Annotated in this window: 14 protein-coding genes, 1 pseudogene, 1 riboswitch and 1 other annotated feature; of the genes and pseudogenes, 5 read left to right on the plus strand and 10 right to left on the minus strand. The window is 49.9% G+C overall.

Going from position 1 to position 14,996, the window contains the following annotated elements; translation table 11 throughout:
- Positions 1–178: 178 nt before the first annotated feature.
- The 6 genes from ACI31J_RS03730 to ACI31J_RS03755 form a co-directional block, all read right to left on the minus strand.
- The gene (locus tag ACI31J_RS03730) at positions 179–1,825 is read right to left on the minus strand and encodes a putative polysaccharide biosynthesis protein (protein WP_439773095.1); all 1,647 of its coding nucleotides are present in this window, start codon (positions 1,823–1,825) and stop codon (positions 179–181) included.
- Between the two features lie 143 nt (positions 1,826–1,968).
- Complete coding sequence (locus ACI31J_RS03735; protein WP_439773096.1) at positions 1,969–2,232, minus strand: type II toxin-antitoxin system HicB family antitoxin; 264 nt, start codon at positions 2,230–2,232, stop codon at positions 1,969–1,971.
- A 71-nt stretch (positions 2,233–2,303) separates the two neighbouring features.
- Positions 2,304–4,724, minus strand: a complete 2,421-nt coding sequence (leuS, locus tag ACI31J_RS03740) for a leucine--tRNA ligase (protein WP_439773097.1) — start codon at positions 4,722–4,724, stop codon at positions 2,304–2,306.
- Between the two features lie 74 nt (positions 4,725–4,798).
- Positions 4,799–5,003: a binding site (T-box leader), on the minus strand.
- Positions 5,004–5,059: 56 nt separating this feature from the next.
- Positions 5,060–6,247, minus strand: a complete 1,188-nt coding sequence (metK, locus tag ACI31J_RS03745; protein WP_439773098.1) for a methionine adenosyltransferase — start codon at positions 6,245–6,247, stop codon at positions 5,060–5,062.
- Positions 6,245–6,361, minus strand: a riboswitch (SMK box riboswitch). Its footprint overlaps the gene before it by 3 nt.
- 43 nt (positions 6,362–6,404) lie before the next feature.
- On the minus strand, positions 6,405–6,944 hold the full coding sequence (locus ACI31J_RS03750; RefSeq protein WP_439773099.1) for a DNA-3-methyladenine glycosylase I: 540 nt from the start codon (positions 6,942–6,944) through the stop codon (positions 6,405–6,407).
- Between the two features lie 87 nt (positions 6,945–7,031).
- Complete coding sequence (locus ACI31J_RS03755) at positions 7,032–8,468, minus strand: MFS transporter (protein WP_439773100.1); 1,437 nt, start codon at positions 8,466–8,468, stop codon at positions 7,032–7,034.
- A 123-nt stretch (positions 8,469–8,591) separates the two neighbouring features.
- Here ACI31J_RS03755 and ACI31J_RS03760 point away from each other — a divergent pair, with 123 nt between their 5' ends.
- On the plus strand, positions 8,592–9,050 hold the full coding sequence (locus ACI31J_RS03760) for a Fur family transcriptional regulator (RefSeq protein WP_439773101.1): 459 nt from the start codon (positions 8,592–8,594) through the stop codon (positions 9,048–9,050).
- A gap of 49 nt (positions 9,051–9,099) precedes the next feature.
- On the opposite strand, the gene ACI31J_RS03765 is transcribed toward ACI31J_RS03760, so the two are convergent.
- Entirely contained in the window at positions 9,100–10,461 is a 1,362-nt protein-coding gene (locus ACI31J_RS03765) for an amino acid permease (protein WP_439773102.1), read from the minus strand.
- 121 nt (positions 10,462–10,582) lie between these two features.
- Here ACI31J_RS03765 and ACI31J_RS03770 point away from each other — a divergent pair, with 121 nt between their 5' ends.
- The 3 genes from ACI31J_RS03770 (at position 10,583) to ACI31J_RS03780 (ending at position 11,964) form a co-directional block, all read left to right on the plus strand.
- Positions 10,583–11,119, plus strand: coding sequence for a VanZ family protein (locus ACI31J_RS03770; protein WP_439773103.1), 537 nt, complete (start codon positions 10,583–10,585; stop codon positions 11,117–11,119).
- 32 nt (positions 11,120–11,151) lie between these two features.
- The gene (locus ACI31J_RS03775; RefSeq protein ID WP_439773104.1) at positions 11,152–11,319 is read left to right on the plus strand and encodes a hypothetical protein; all 168 of its coding nucleotides are present in this window, start codon (positions 11,152–11,154) and stop codon (positions 11,317–11,319) included.
- 120 nt (positions 11,320–11,439) lie between these two features.
- On the plus strand, positions 11,440–11,964 hold the full coding sequence (locus ACI31J_RS03780) for an HdeD family acid-resistance protein (protein ID WP_439773105.1): 525 nt from the start codon (positions 11,440–11,442) through the stop codon (positions 11,962–11,964).
- 125 nt (positions 11,965–12,089) lie between these two features.
- Here ACI31J_RS03780 and ACI31J_RS03785 read toward each other — a convergent pair whose 3' ends face one another.
- From ACI31J_RS03785 to ACI31J_RS03795, 3 genes are all read right to left on the minus strand, one after another.
- Entirely contained in the window at positions 12,090–12,521 is a 432-nt protein-coding gene (locus tag ACI31J_RS03785; protein WP_439773106.1) for an Hsp20/alpha crystallin family protein, read from the minus strand.
- 298 nt (positions 12,522–12,819) lie between these two features.
- Positions 12,820–13,476, minus strand: a complete 657-nt coding sequence (locus ACI31J_RS03790; RefSeq protein WP_439773107.1) for a LysM peptidoglycan-binding domain-containing protein — start codon at positions 13,474–13,476, stop codon at positions 12,820–12,822.
- 151 nt (positions 13,477–13,627) lie between these two features.
- Entirely contained in the window at positions 13,628–14,131 is a 504-nt protein-coding gene (locus ACI31J_RS03795) for an acyl-CoA thioesterase (protein ID WP_439773108.1), read from the minus strand.
- A gap of 171 nt (positions 14,132–14,302) precedes the next feature.
- Between ACI31J_RS03795 and ACI31J_RS03800 the strand changes: the two are divergent.
- Positions 14,303–14,996 (plus strand): annotated as a pseudogene (locus ACI31J_RS03800) (phosphoenolpyruvate carboxykinase); the annotation flags it as partial.

The following is a 14,996-nucleotide window of genomic DNA, read 5'->3' on the forward strand; positions in this document are numbered from 1 at the left end:
TTCGCACACTCGCTTTGCTCGCGTGCTCAACTAGGTCTAAAGACACTAATAAAAATAAGGGACTGGAGAAAAATTTTTCTCCAGCCCCTTATTTTAACTTTCATACAGTAATCGCGGAAAAACTACAGGCTAGCTTCGCGTTGAAGCGCGCTCTTAGTGCTTTTTCCAGCTTTTTATATCAACGAATGTGCAACTTACGCCGCAGGGCTTCTGACCGTGCCCCAATGACACGGTCCGCTAACCGGTATTTAAGCGCCAGGTAAAGGTAAATAGCAACCCCCACCAGGACCCCTGGAATCAGGGAGAAGAAAGCCGTAAACCGGCCGTATGGGCTGACCAGACTCCCAATCCCCAACATCACTAGTTTGGTTAATACAAACATAATCAATGAGAAGCAGAGAATCTGGTTCGTTGGCCGGGCCATCTGGGCAAAGTGCATGTTGAACTCCATATTGAAGGAGTGCAGGATCAAGTAGTTGACCACGAACATCGAGATGCAGGTCGCCATCAATGGTCCCAAGCCCTCAAACGCCCAAATGCATGGCAGCTGGATCAGCACCTTGAGCAATAAGCCGATTCCCAGGAACTTCATCATCCGCTTATTCTCGGAAATCCCCTGCATCATTGCCGCAGCCACCGTGTAGAGCCCCATCGGGATTGACACGAAGGAGGCAAACTGGAGAACCGTAACCCCAGCTGGATCGTAACGGTAAAAGACCGTGTAGATCTGCTGAGCAACGGCTGCCATCCCCAGGGCCGCCGGAATCATCACGAAGTAGAAAAGCAACAGGACGTTTTCGATCTGCTTGCGCATTCCCTCCTGGTCATTCTGGGCCCGGGCGGTGGCCAGCAACGGAATAACTGTCGCCGCCATTGCTGAGGCCAAGGAGATCACGATCATGTAGAGCTTGTTGGCGTTGAACGAAAACAAGGCATAAAGGACCGTAACCTGGTAGTGGGTAAAGTTCCCCACCATCGACATCATCCGAGGGAAGGTAAACTGGTCGATCAACTGGTAAAGGGTGATCCCAGATTCAATTACGATGAACGGAATAGCCTGGTAGGCAATCTTAAACACCAGCCGACCGGTCGAAACTTCAGGATCCGACACGCTGTTAGCAACCAGGCCGTTCATCTCGCCGAGGTGCCTTATCCAAGCGACCCCCAGGACTAAGATGGCCCCAATCGCCCCGATGAAGGCAGCAAAGGTCGACTGCGTTACCGCTGCCACCCAGCTGCCGTGCTGGATCTTCATAATGAAGTAAGTGGCCGCCAGCATGTAGATAATTCGAAAAAGCTGCTCGACAAATTGCGACATTGCCGATGGGGCCATCCAGTTATATCCCTGCAAGAACCCCCGGGTGATCGCCATTGCCGGAATGATCAGGACCGCCCAGGCTAGCGACCGGATAACCGGAATCACGTTGGGATCCCCATTATCCATCAGTGACGCACCAAACATCATGATCGTGGCGCAGATAACTCCCATCGCCATGGCGACATACATTCCGGAATGGTACAGCCTTCGACTAACCCCGTACTGGTTAATCCCGTTATAGTGGGCCACCAATTTGGAGATCGCCGACGGAATCCCCGCGGTCGCTACCACCAAAAAGAGGTTATAGATGTTGTACCCCTGGGCAAACAACGCATTGGCTTCGTTACTGTAAGCGCCAAACCAGGTTACCCATGGAATAACGTAGAGTGCCCCCAGAATACGTGAAGCAATACTTCCGGCCGTCATCCATGCCGATCCGCTCAGCATCTTTGACCGGGCATCATTTTGCGGTGCGGTACTACTCAAATCATTATGTTCTTCATTCATGACTTGTAATATCCTACCTTCGTATTTTTTGTTGACTCAAGGAGACTTCCCCGTCCCCTAGGGTATTTTTCATAACACAATCTTAATTATTCTATCGTGAAGCGGAAACGGGTGCAATTCGTTTCCGGTTTTTTAATTTTTATTTAATATTGGTCCAGGTCCACCGTCACCAGCTGGACATTGCGATCTGGGTATTTGGCTCGTAGCTTTTCCAAGTCACTGGCCACCGGGGCTTTTTCAAAGTGGCCCAGCTTGTCGTTGATCGTGATTGCCAGGCCGAGCTTGGCAAAGTCCATTGCTTCTTCCATCGTCTTCCCCTGAGTAAAGGCCTCGGGAAGGTCCGGGAAGTCAACCTGAATTTCATCCTCTTTTGGGGTGAAAAAGGCTGGGTAGCTCACCATTTCCATTTCTTATTTCCTCCATCAATATAAAAACCGGATCGTGCCAGTCGAGCCACGGTCCGGTCCATTAATAAATCTTACTTAGCAACAATGTTAACAATCTTGTTCGGTACGACAATGACCTTCTTGATGTCCTTGCCTGCAGTGAACTTCTGGACGTGTTCGTTGGCCAGCGCCAGCTTTTGGGCTTCTTCACGGTCGAGGTCCTTGGCCATCTTGATCTTCGCCCGGACCTTGCCGTTAACCTGGACGATCATCTCAACCTCGTTTTCAACTAAGGCCTTAGGATCGTACTTCGGCCATGGCTGGTAGGCAATCGTATCGCTGATACCAAACTGGCTCCACAATTCTTCGGCCACGTGCGGCATAATTGGGGAGATCATCTTGACGAAGCCTTCCATGTACTCAACCGGCAGGTCTTCTGCCTTGTAAGCTTCGTTGACAAAGACCATCAGCTGGGAGATGGCGGTGTTGAAGTGCATCCGCTCGAAGTCCTCGGTAACCTTCTTGACCGTCTGGTTGTAGACCTTGTCCAGCTTGCCATCGTTGAAATTAGAAACCCGGTCCCGCAGGTGGTTGTTATCATCCATCAGCAGGCGCCATACCCGTTGAATCCACTTGTAGGAACCGTGCAGACCTTCTTCATCCCACGGTACGGACTCGGTCAGTGGGCCCATGAACATTTCATAGAGCCGCAGGGTATCGGCACCGTACTTTTCAACGATGTCGTCTGGGTTAACAACGTTCCCCTTGGACTTGGACATCTTTTCGTGGTTGGCACCAAGAATCATCCCCTGGTTGACCAGCTTCATGAATGGTTCCTTGGTTGGGACCAGGCCCAAGTCGTAGAGCACCTTGTGCCAGAACCGGGCGTAGAGCAGGTGCAGGACGGCGTGTTCGGCCCCACCAACGTAGAGGTCGACTGGTGACCAGTAGTCAAGGGCCTCTTTGGAAGCAAATTCCTTGTCATTATGCGGGTCAGTATAACGGAGCCAGTACCATGAAGAACCAGCCCATTGCGGCATCGTGTTGGTTTCCCGCAAACCGTGCCGGCCCTGGTCATCGTAAACATTGACCCAGTCCTTGACGTTAGCCAGCGGACTCTCACCGGTACCGGATGGCTCAATGTTATCCGTGTCCGGCAGCTTCAGTGGCAGTTCATCTTCGGGTACCAGAGTCGTCCGGCCATCGTCCCAGTGGATAACTGGGATTGGTTCACCCCAGTAACGCTGCCGACTGAAGATCCAGTCCCGCAGACGGTAGTTGACCTTCTTGTGACCGGCATCGTGTTCTTCCAGCCAATCGATCATCTTAGCCTTGGCGTCGGCAATGTTCAAGCCGTCTAAGAAGCCGGAGTTGATGTGCTTGCCATCACCGTCGAAGGCCCCTTCAGAAAGGTCAGCGCCTTCAATGATTGGCTTGATCGGCAAGTCAAACTTCTTGGCAAAGTCAAAGTCCCGCTGGTCACCGGCTGGGACTGCCATTACGGCACCAGTACCGTATGAGGCCAGGACATAATCACTGATCCAGATTGGCAGCTTTTCGCCATTAACCGGGTTAATGACGTAGGAACCGGTGAATACCCCGGTCTTATCCTTGTTCAGATCGGTCCGTTCCAGGTCAGAACGCCGTGAGGTTTCTTCCTTGTAGGCCTTGACTGCTTCGGCATGCTCAGGCGTCGTCAGTTGGTCGACCAGGTCGTTTTCTGGGGCCAGAACAACGTAGGCCGCACCGAAGAGGGTGTCGGCCCGGGTCGTGAAGACCTCGATCTTGGTATCTTCGTCACCGGCAACTGGGAAGAAGACCGAAGCACCTTCAGAACGGCCAATCCAGTTCCGTTGCATTTCCTTGACACTCTCTGGCCAGTCAACCAGGTCCAGGTCATCGATCAACCGGTCGGCGTAGGCGGTAATCTTCAATACCCACTGCTTCATTGGCTTCCGGTAAACCGGGTAGCCGCCCCGCTTGGTCTTACCGTCTTCAACCTCTTCGTTGGCCACAACGGTACCACCCATGAAGTCGGGTGCCCAGTTAACCATAATTTCACTTTCGTAGGCCAGGCCCTTCTTATAAAGCTGTTCGAAGATCCACTGGGTCCACTTGTAGTACTTCGGATCAGTCGTGTTAACTTCCCGGTCCCAATCGTAGGAGAAGCCCAGTGATTGAATCTGGTTACGGAAGTGGTTGATGTTCTGGTTGGTAAAACTCTTCGGGTTGTGCCCGGTCTTTAAGGCGTATTGTTCAGCCGGCAGACCAAAGGCGTCCCAGCCCATTGGGTGCAGAACGTTGTAACCTTGCATCCGCTTCATCCGGGACATCACATCGGTGGCCGTGTAACCCTCGGGGTGACCAACGTGCAGCCCTTGGCCGGATGGGTATGGGAACATGTCCAGTGCGTAGTACTTCTTTTGATCGGGCTTCAGCTCTGCCTTGAAGGTCTTGTTCTTCTTCCAGAACTTCTGCCACTTGTCTTCAATCGTTTTGTGATCGTAAGCCATTCTTCTTGCTCCTTTATTAAAAATCACACAGCAATCTTTTTGATCGTAATAAAAAAGTCCCGTAGAAAGTCCTTCTACGAGACGAAACTTAATCCGCGGTACCACCCGTTTTCTATGGTTTGGCCATAGCACTTGGCTCCTTAACGCGGAAAACGTCACTGCCTACTAGCTTCAGCAGTAATCAACCAGAGGAGTTCACTGGCGACGATCTCCTGCTCACAGCCCCGCAGGATCTCTGAAGATCATCATTCCAGCTACTAGTTCTATCACGATCAAAATATTTAATAAATATTTTAACAAGCCCACCTTGTGATTGCAAGGCACGCCGGGGATAATTAGCCCAAAATCTTCTTTAATTCATCAACCTTGTCCAAGTGTTCCCATGGCAGATCAACGTCGGTCCGGCCAAAGTGACCGTAAGCAGCCGTCTGCTTGTAGATTGGCCGCTTGAGGTCCAGCATCTTGATGATCCCAGCTGGCCGCAGATCAAAGACCTTGCGAACCGCCGCGATCAATTCGTCGTCGCTCTTCGTCCCCGTGCCGTAAGTGTCGATGGCAATGGAAACCGGCTCGGCAACCCCAATGGCGTAGGCCACCTGGATCTCCAGCTTCTTGGCGTAACCCGCCGCTACCAGGTTCTTGGCAATGTAACGAGCAGCGTAACTAGCGGAACGGTCAACCTTGGTAGCGTCCTTACCAGAGAAGGCACCACCACCATGGTGAGCAGCCCCGCCATAGGTATCAACGATGATCTTCCGACCAGTCAGACCGGCATCCCCTTGTGGGCCACCGATAACAAAACGGCCGGTTGGATTGATGAAGTACTTGGTCTGGTCATCCAGGTACTTGGCAGGAATAACCGCCTTGATAACCTGTTCCTTAACGTCCTTCTTGATCTGATCCAGTGAGACTTCTGGATCGTGTTGAGTACTCAAGACAACGGTATCAACCCGCAATGGCTTGTCATTTTCATCGTACTCAATCGTTACCTCAGCCTTAGCATCAGGCCGCAGGTATGGGATCGTCCCGTCCTTGCGCAGGCGGGCGATCTTTTGCATCAGCTTATGGCTCAGCATCAATGAGAGCGGCATGTATTCCGGCGTCTCGTCGGTAGCATAGCCAAACATCAGTCCCTGGTCACCGGCACCGATCTTGTCCAGCGGATCGCCGTCCCCTTCACGGGTTTCCAGTGAGTCGTCAACCCCTTGGGCAATGTCAGGTGACTGTTCGTCAATCGCGGTGATGACGGCACAGTTGTCGGCGTCAAAGCCGTACTTGCCATCGGTGTAGCCGATCTGACGGATAGTGTCCCGGACGATCTTTTGAATGTTAACGTAGGCCTTGGTAGATACTTCACCGAAGACCAGGACCAGGCCAGTCGTTACTGAAGTTTCGACGGCCACCCGGGCATCCGGGTCCTGTTCGAGCATCGCATCCAAGATCGCATCGCTGATTTGATCAGCGATCTTATCCGGGTGTCCTTCAGAGACCGATTCTGACGTGAATAAATGTTTTTCTGCCATTTTAATTTAATTCCCCCATGTTCTAGTGAAACTTTTCAATAGTTTTATAGTTGCGGTTACAAGGCATCTTCACGGCAAGCGTGAATCCTATCGGGAATTTGCTTTATAACGAGACCCATCTTAGCATAAAATCGCTGCAGGAATCAATGATCAAGTTCTAGGCGCGGGCGTTGACCAGGCCGACTGCGGTCATAAACGAGTACATGATCGTCGGCCCCACAAACTTAAAACCGTCCTTTTTAAACTGCTTTGCCATCGCCTGCGACTCAGCTGTCTGAGCCGGTAACGCCTCTCCAGGAGCCAGGATCAGTCGCCGGGGCTGATGATCCACGAATTGCCAAACGTAGTCATCGAGGGTCTGCCCGGTTTGATGCATGCGCTGAACCACCTGGGCATTCTCAATAACAGCATCGATCTTACGCCGGTTCCGGATAATCGTTTTGTCCTGGTAGAGCCGCTCAACATCCGCCGTAGTAAACGCCGCGACCCGGTCAACATCAAAGTCAGCAAAGGCCTTGTTGAAGGCTGACCGCCGTCCCCAAATCGTCCGCCAGGCCAAGCCCGCTTGAAACAATTCAAGACTCAGCATCTCAAACAATTGGCGTTCATCATGCACTGGCAGTCCCCAGTAATGATCATAATAGTCCTGCATCGCAGGCGTCTGTTCAGCCCAGGCCGGTCGTTTAATTGCACTCATTTACGATTCCTCCTTAAAAAATGATCCAGCATGGCACCGCTAGCCATCCTGGATCGCTTGTCCTTATTATATAATACGAAGATTCAGCTAATTAGCATCCTTTTGGCGGACATCCTTGAGCATTAAGGCGAGCACCAGGCCAACAAGTTCGACGGCTACCATCAAGGCAAAGACCAAGTGATACCCATGCAGGGCGGCCGCCAGATGAGTGCTGCCCCGGCCCAAGGCATTCGCGGTGCCGACCGTCAGGATGATGGTTGAAACCGCCACGCCCGCCGAACCAAGGACCTGACGGACGGTGGTGATTACCGCCGTCCCATGAGGAACTAGTTCATTCGGTAGGGCATTGGCCCCCAGCGTTACCGCCGGCATCATGACAAAGGCATTACCGCCCTCAATGACCATCGCACACAGGATCATCGCCAGTAGGCTGAGACGGCCAAGTATGAAGAAGGCCGCCAGCCAGCCGCCGATAATCATCAGCATCCCTACAATCATCGTCGGCTTGAAGCCAATCTTATCCGCCAACTTCCCGGTCAGCGGATTCAGGATACTCAAGAAGACCGCCCCGGGAACCAGGGCCATCCCCGAAACAAAGGGACTGACGTGTAATACTCCTTGGTAGTACAGTGGGAAGATAATTGTGGTTACGATTAAGGCAATGTATGAAATCGACGTCAACAGAATTGCCAGGTCGTAGTTAAAGGTCTGCATTACCCGCAGCTCCAACAATGGTTGCTCGAGGTGCAACTGCCGGTAACAAAAGGCTGCAATGGCGGCTAGACTGATCAGTAGTATCACGATGGCAGACAGCCAGTTGACGTTCTGCTTGCCGATGAGGTTTACCACGTACATGACTCCAATTAACCCAATCGACAGGATTACCGATAGCCAGTCCAGGCTGCTGGTGTGGCGGACCATGACGTCACGGATCAGTCCGGTTCCCGCCATCACAATAATCACGGTGATCACCAGCATGAAGAGGATAAACAGGCTCTTCCAGTCAAAGAACTTCAACACAATTCCGGAAACAATCGGGCCACAAGCCAGGGCTGATCCCATCACCAGACCGGCAACCCCCATGACTGTCCCCCGCTTTTCCTTTGGGGTAATCTCCAGCAGGACGGACTGGTAGGACGGGAAGAGGACCCCCACCGCGAAGGCCTCCATCGCCCGACCAATCATCATGAACCAGAAGCCGCCAGCGCCCCAACTAGCCGGAGTCAAGATGATCATCAATGACCCAACGTCAAACAGGGCCAGTGCCCCCATGAACATGGTTTTGAAGTTGAGGTTGTTCAGCATCCAGGGACTGATCGGCATGCTGACACACATGACAAGCATGAATCCGGTCGTCAGCCATTGGACGGTCGAGGCTGAGATACCAAAAGCATTCATCAGGGTCGGATACGCCGTCGACAGCGATGATTGACTGATCGACATTGTAAACGTCCCAACTAACAAGGTAAAAATGAACCAAAAGCGACTGTATGAACGGCCGTTTTGATCAATACTCTTCTCCATTTCTTATCACCCTTCTTTAGAATAATTATCAACTAGCCAACGAACATTATATATTTTGCTTTCACGATTGTAAATGATATAATATTGGTAATTTATAACTGTTGTAAGAAAGGAGAGATGTTCATGGCAGAGGCTGAGTTTGACCACGCCATTTCGGTTTTGCGGTCTAATAAGGTGCGGCTCACCCCCCAGCGAAAGCTGATTCTGGAGTATTTGATCAACCATCATACCCACCCGAGCGTGGAGATGATCTATAACGACCTCAAGGGCAGTGTTGACAACATTAGTATGGCAACCGTCTACAATACCTTAAAACTGTTTGTCGATTATAACTTTGTCATCGAGCTAAAGAACGGTGACGGCAGTACCCATTTCGACTACTTCGGGCACCCGCACTACCACATCGTCTGTGATAACTGTGGCAAAATTTCCGATGTCTTTGATGAACATTTTCCAGAAATCACGAAGGAACTGCAGGCGATGTCGCGGGAAAAGACCGGCTACCTGGTAACCGGCTGCCACATCGAGGTCCACGGGATCTGTCCCGACTGCCAACGCAAGCTCCACTTAAATAACCACTAAGTTCAAAACGGTCCAGCACCCCACGTTACGGAATGCTGGACCGTTTTGTTTAATCATTTGCATTGTTATATTTAGGCTGACTCAGTGAAGCTACCCCAAGGATCGCAAACCAAACCAGTGTCAGGATCAAGGCCTCCAGTGTCTGTCGTTCCAGACACAGGACCACCATGACGAAGGCCAGGAAAGCTAAAACGATGTAGTCGGTCACCGGGGCCCCCGGCATCTTAAACGTCCGCTCATCAGGATGAAGGCGAATGTAGCGCAGGTGGGCCATAATAATCGCCGCCCAAATAAAGAGGAAACTGGTCGTGGCAATACTGGAGATAAAGGTGAAGACTTCTCCAGGCATGACCAGGTTCAAAATCGCGGCTAACCCGATCACCAGTGATGAGATCACGACGGCCCGGGCCGGAACCGCCCGCTTGGACAGCCGGCTAATCTGGCGAATTGCTGGCCGGTGAGCATTAGACGTCAGCTCAGCCAGCATCCGGCCGGTCGTGTAGATCGAGCTGTTGCAGGCCGAGGCCGCTGCCGTGATGACCACGAAGTTGACGATGCTGGCCGCCCCACGCAGACCTACGTCACGAAAGACCAGGACAAAGGGACTGTTGTCCGGGGACAGGTGGTTCCATGGGTAGATGCACATGATCACCGCCAAGGCACCGATGTAGAAGAGCAGTATTCGAATGGGAATCCCGTTAATTGCCCGTGGGATTACTTTCCGCGGGTTTTCGGCCTCCGCTGCGGTGACCCCGACCATCTCAATGCCAACAAAGGCAAACACCACCATCTGGAAAGACCGGGCAAAGCCACCCAGGCCCGTCGCGAAGAAGCCGTGGTAGCGAACCAAGTTCATGGGTGAAGCGACGTAACCATCAGCGGTCTTAAACTGCAGGACCATCATCAAGATCCCGACCGCCACTAGGACAACAATCGCCAGAATCTTAATCAGGGCAAACCAGAATTCGATCTCCCCAAACACGTTCACGGTGATCAGGTTCAGACACAAGAAGATGACCAGTGTAATCACCCCAGGAATCCACTGGGGAACGTGGGGCAGCCAAATCTGAATGTACAACCCCACCGCCGTGATTTCAGCCATGGCCAGTGCCAGCCAGCAGGCCCAATAAGCCCAACCGGCAACAAAGCTCACCCGGGGACCTAGGTAGTCACGGATCGCCTCCATAAATGACCGGTAATGCAGGTTTGACAGCAGGAGTTCCCCGAGGGCCCGCATAATCCCAAAACAAATAATTCCGGTAATCAAATAGGCCAGCAAAATAGCCGGGCCGGCCTCTCGAATGGCCTTTCCAGAACCAAGAAACAGACCGGTCCCAATTGTTCCCCCGAGGGCCATCAGCTCGATGTGCCGGCTCTTGAGGCGCCGATTCATCTGCTGCTTCTTTTCCATTTTAATCACTCCAATATTAAAAGCGGACCACTGGCTACAAATCTGGTCCACCTTGAGATATAATAACGAACTGCTGAAACTATATTGTATAACACTTTTCTCACTTAGGAGTGATTTTATTTTGTATGCCTGGATTCCATTCGTCACCTACTTTATTTTTATCTTGCTGGTCTTCTTCCATTCCCGCAGCTGGCAGCGATTTCCTGACTGGGGGACACGGCTGACCATCATCTCATTTTTAGTCTACATTATAGCGGTGCTGTGGCTATGCCTGACTCCCGCCCACTTTGACATTCCATCAACACAAAAAATTCTTTTCCACTTCCATGGGATCCCCTACAACGCCATCCCCTTTCAGGGATTTAGCATTGAGTACGTTTTGAACATTGTAATGACCTTCCCACTAGGGGTCTACCTCTACCTCTTCAACTACCGGATGCCCTTTGAGCGGGTCATCCTCGTTGGCTTTTGTTTCAGCCTCTTTATCGAATCTAATCAGTTTATCTGGGACTACTTTCTCAACCTGCAACGGCTGGCCGACGTTGACGATCTGATCACCAATACCCTTGGAGCAATCATTGGTTTTTCATTAATGATCATCCTTTACCAGAATGGTTGGCAAAAATTTTTGCAACGATTTATGATCATTCGACATTAGATTTGTTAAACTAAGTATTTGAGGTGATGAGAATGATTTCAAACGAACAACGGGCACATGACATTGCAATCGCCCTGATGAAGGACAACGATAAGGACTTAAAGCCAATCGATGCCTACCATCAATATGTCAACTACCTTCTCCCAATCCTCCGGGAAATCAATAAGGACTTCCCCCACGGTATCAAGGAAAATCCCTGATTAAATACCCAGCAGCGCGACGATTGTCTTGCTACTGGGCTTTTTAATTCGGAAGGTTATTGTTTCCTTGGACCAATTGAATTATGATGGTAAACGTAATTTGAGGAAGGAGTGGTTACATTGTTCACTGAACAAAAACGGGGCTTTGACTGGTTCAGTCTGATCGTCGGTATCCTGTTCATTTTGGCGGGGCTGGCATCATTCATGCACCCAGATAAGACCCTGCACTTTTTAACAATTTTAGTCGGTATTGCCTTTATTCTTCGGGGAATCTATGAATTATGGTTCCGTCAATTCGTTAACCGCACGCTTAACGAAAGCACCGGTTGGATCATTTTCACTGCCATCCTTGATATCATCCTGGGAATCCTCGTCCTGGTCTACCCTGGCTTGGGGGCCTTATACATCGCCATCTTGTTTGCCATCTGGTTCATCATCGATTCCATCATGGAAATCAAGGCAGCCAAGTTATTCAAGTCCTTCCACAGAGGATACGCAACCTGGCTAGTTATCCTGGGCGTCATCAGTATTATCATGGGAATCATCCTGCTCTTTAGTCCAATGCTTTCTGCCATGACGATTGTCTGTTTGATCTCGGTCATGCTGATGGTCTTCGGGATTATGCACGTTATCCAAGCATTCTAAGCGGGAAAGGGCACCAAGCACTTTGACGTGAAATTAGCCTATAGTTTGCCGCGATTACTTTAAAAACTAATAAGGGGCTGGAGGGAAATTTTCCTCCAGCCCCTTATTAGTTATGGATTTGGAAATTAGTCGATATCAATCCGGCTATCGCTGTCGTCACTAGCCTGCATCTTTGGCAATTCCAAAGTGAGAACCCCGTTTTCGTAGTGGGCCGTTACCTTGGTACGGTCAACATCCGGGAGACGGTATTGACGGCTCATCTGACCGTAACGCCGTTCACTGTGCAGAAGGTTACCCTGCTTATCACTCTCGTCGGAGAAGGTGTCCCGGTGACCAGTAACGGACAAGATGTTGTTAGCGTAGTTGATGTGAATATCCTTCTTGTCAAAGCCTGGCATATCAATCTTAACTTGGTAGGCCTTGTCGTCTTCAGCGACATCGGTCTTCATGTGATCAGCTGCTGGTGTTAGGTCAGAGAAGAAATCATCATTCATCCAATCACGCATGTTCATCAAGTTATCGAATAAGTTACCACGACGTTGAATTTCATTAGCCATAATTGATTCTTCCTTTCTGATTACCTTGATCTTGATTACACTTACTATCTTAATCGCACCAATGGAAAATACAATAGTAAATTAGCACTTAATTGCTTTAAGTGCTAATTTTTATTTGACCAATGTTGACCAAGCGCGCAGTTCTTACTATCGCAAGCGATTTACGTTTCGATTTTTCAGCTATCCACAAGCAAAAAATTACAATTATTTAGCTACATATGAAAATTAAATCATATCTTGACACTAAAAACCGCCTCAACAGGTGAGACGGCCAAAAAATTATTTAGTTCAGTTCCTTTTAGTACCAACCATGTGATTGCCAGAAGGACTGTGCGGCAGACCAGGAGCCGTAACGGCTCGCAACGTATTGGTCAGCAACCCGTTCCTGATTGGCAGCAGAGTAGTCACCGTTCAGGTAAGATGCGGAAAGTTGGTACTTACCAATGTACTGGCCATTGGTAGCGGTGTAGCTACCACCAGATTCGCGAGCAGCAATCCAAGCCTTAGCGGCAGCATCGTTGCCGGATACACTGGAGCTGTAGCTAGTAGTATTAGTTGCGGCAGCGGTTTGTGCTTGGGTAGCTGCCGTGGATGTTGGTTGAGCAGTTGCCTGACTAGCCTGAGACTGAGTCTGAGTTGCAGTGTTTTGGCTAGTAGCACTTGGCAGGGTCGCTACCTGTTGAGCAGTTGCGGGGGCAACTTCCCCATCGTCCTTGATCACTAACTTTTGACCAACGTAGATGACGTTCTTGTCAGCAATTTGGTTGTTAGAAGCCAGTGTATCAACGAAGGTTAAATCATGGCCTAATTTGTAAGAAATCCCAGAAAGGGTGTCACCTGCCTGCACCGTGTAAATTGAGTCGGCGTTGGCAGTGGTTGCAGTAGCAACGGTTCCCAGTGCAACGGCACCGGCAATGGCTGCTGTAATCTTGGCGGCTTTCTTAGATAACTTCATTAAAAATCAATCCATCCTTTGTACTTTTAGTATTGTAACCAGCAGTGCTGATTCCTTTGATGATTAACACTATACACGATTGTCGTTACGGACGGGTTACCGGGAGTTATCATTTTCCGTCATATCTGTAAAGTCACTGTAATATAACGTTTTACCAAGGCTTATCAATATTGATGGCATTCAGGATGATCTTCTGTCGTTGCCGATTATCCTTACGGTGAAGCCGCCGTGTCTGGTAACCAGCCACCATTGCCTCCTGCTCCGGCGTCTGGGGTACAACCTGATCATATTCGATCTGCTTGTTTGGGTCTTGAATCACGTAGGTCATGAAGCAGGTAAAGCCAAGAAAACGTTCACCGGTCATCAGGTGCTCGCCAATCACCTTAACGAAGACTTCAAGGGACCGCCGGCCAACACCCGTGACATAGGCCTCCATACACATGGAATCTTGGAGCTTGAAAGGCCGCAGAAACTGAACATGGTCCATTGCGGCCGTGACGACGACGGACCGGGTCACCCGCATCGCCGCCACTGAAGCCTCCCCATCAACCAGCTTGAGGATCTGACCACCAAAAACTGTGCCGTGTTCATTTAAGTCCGCATTGAAAACCCGGTGAAGTGAAACGGACAGCGTGTCATTACATTTTATTTCCATAGTTAAACCCCTTACATTGTGATGATGCTAATATTTTAGCACATTTTTAACTGGCGATATTTTTTCAGTATTGAGAAATTCTTCTCATATTTTTTAATTTTATTTTCATTTTACTCTAAAAATAAACTATAATAGGTGGCAAGGTAAAAGATGAAAGGATTGATGGTAACGATGACGGAAAACAGTCAAAAGATTCAAACTAGGGCCCTCTATGTCAACCTTGACCGGGGCGTTGCGACGCTTAACCTTAGTGAAGCCTATTACAATGACATTTATTCACTGATCAACAGTGATGAATTGCTTGATATTGTTAAGCTTTACCTAAGCTCACGCAATCCAGACTTTGACGATGATGCATTTGACAATGCTAATCCAGAAGAATACGTCGAAGTTCTCAAGAAGATCTTAGTTAACGACGGCAGTGCCTATGATAACTACGATCCAAAAGAAATCCTGGCAAGTATTGAGGCCCTCTACTCGTTCTACCGTTCATTACTGCGGGTTTCTGTTATTAACTACAACAACAGCAAGATTGCCGGTAATGAGTTCAAGATGATCGATACTCACCTAAACGAACTTGTCCGTAAGCTCTACCGGGTAATTGAGGAAAAGTTGCAAGGATTCACCAACCGGACCTATCGGCAAGTCAACGCCGCTACTAACGCCTCCATGCTGGTTCAGCCACATAACTGGCCAATTCCAGAAGGTTACGAAGAACTCCGCGACATCGACTTCATCAACACGGTTATGCTTCGTCCACCAATGATGATGCACACCAAGAGCAACAAGCGTGAAGGGGTCTTCTCCGCGGTCGAAGAAAACCCAATCAAGCGTTTCCACGGTCAAAAGGGTCAATGGTACTGCT

It is taken from the genome of Limosilactobacillus sp. (assembly GCF_051873075.1).
Taxonomy (GTDB): Bacteria; Bacillota; Bacilli; order Lactobacillales; family Lactobacillaceae; genus Limosilactobacillus.

Coding starts and splice junctions, on each gene's coding strand:
- ACI31J_RS03755 (WP_439773100.1), bottom strand. CDS start 8,468: ATGGAGAAGAGTATTGATCAAAACGGCCGTTCATACAGTCGCTTTTGG.
- ACI31J_RS03765 (WP_439773102.1), bottom strand. CDS start 10,461: ATGGAAAAGAAGCAGCAGATGAATCGGCGCCTCAAGAGCCGGCACATC.
- metK (WP_439773098.1), bottom strand. CDS start 6,247: ATGGCAGAAAAACATTTATTCACGTCAGAATCGGTCTCTGAAGGACAC.
- ACI31J_RS03790 (WP_439773107.1), bottom strand. CDS start 13,476: ATGAAGTTATCTAAGAAAGCCGCCAAGATTACAGCAGCCATTGCCGGT.
- ACI31J_RS03735 (WP_439773096.1), bottom strand. CDS start 2,232: ATGGAAATGGTGAGCTACCCAGCCTTTTTCACCCCAAAAGAGGATGAA.
- ACI31J_RS03750 (WP_439773099.1), bottom strand. CDS start 6,944: ATGAGTGCAATTAAACGACCGGCCTGGGCTGAACAGACGCCTGCGATG.
- leuS (WP_439773097.1), bottom strand. CDS start 4,724: ATGGCTTACGATCACAAAACGATTGAAGACAAGTGGCAGAAGTTCTGG.
- ACI31J_RS03775 (WP_439773104.1), top strand. CDS start 11,152: ATGATTTCAAACGAACAACGGGCACATGACATTGCAATCGCCCTGATG.
- ACI31J_RS03795 (WP_439773108.1), bottom strand. CDS start 14,131: ATGGAAATAAAATGTAATGACACGCTGTCCGTTTCACTTCACCGGGTT.
- ACI31J_RS03760 (WP_439773101.1), top strand. CDS start 8,592: ATGGCAGAGGCTGAGTTTGACCACGCCATTTCGGTTTTGCGGTCTAAT.
- ACI31J_RS03730 (WP_439773095.1), bottom strand. CDS start 1,825: ATGAATGAAGAACATAATGATTTGAGTAGTACCGCACCGCAAAATGAT.
- ACI31J_RS03785 (WP_439773106.1), bottom strand. CDS start 12,521: ATGGCTAATGAAATTCAACGTCGTGGTAACTTATTCGATAACTTGATG.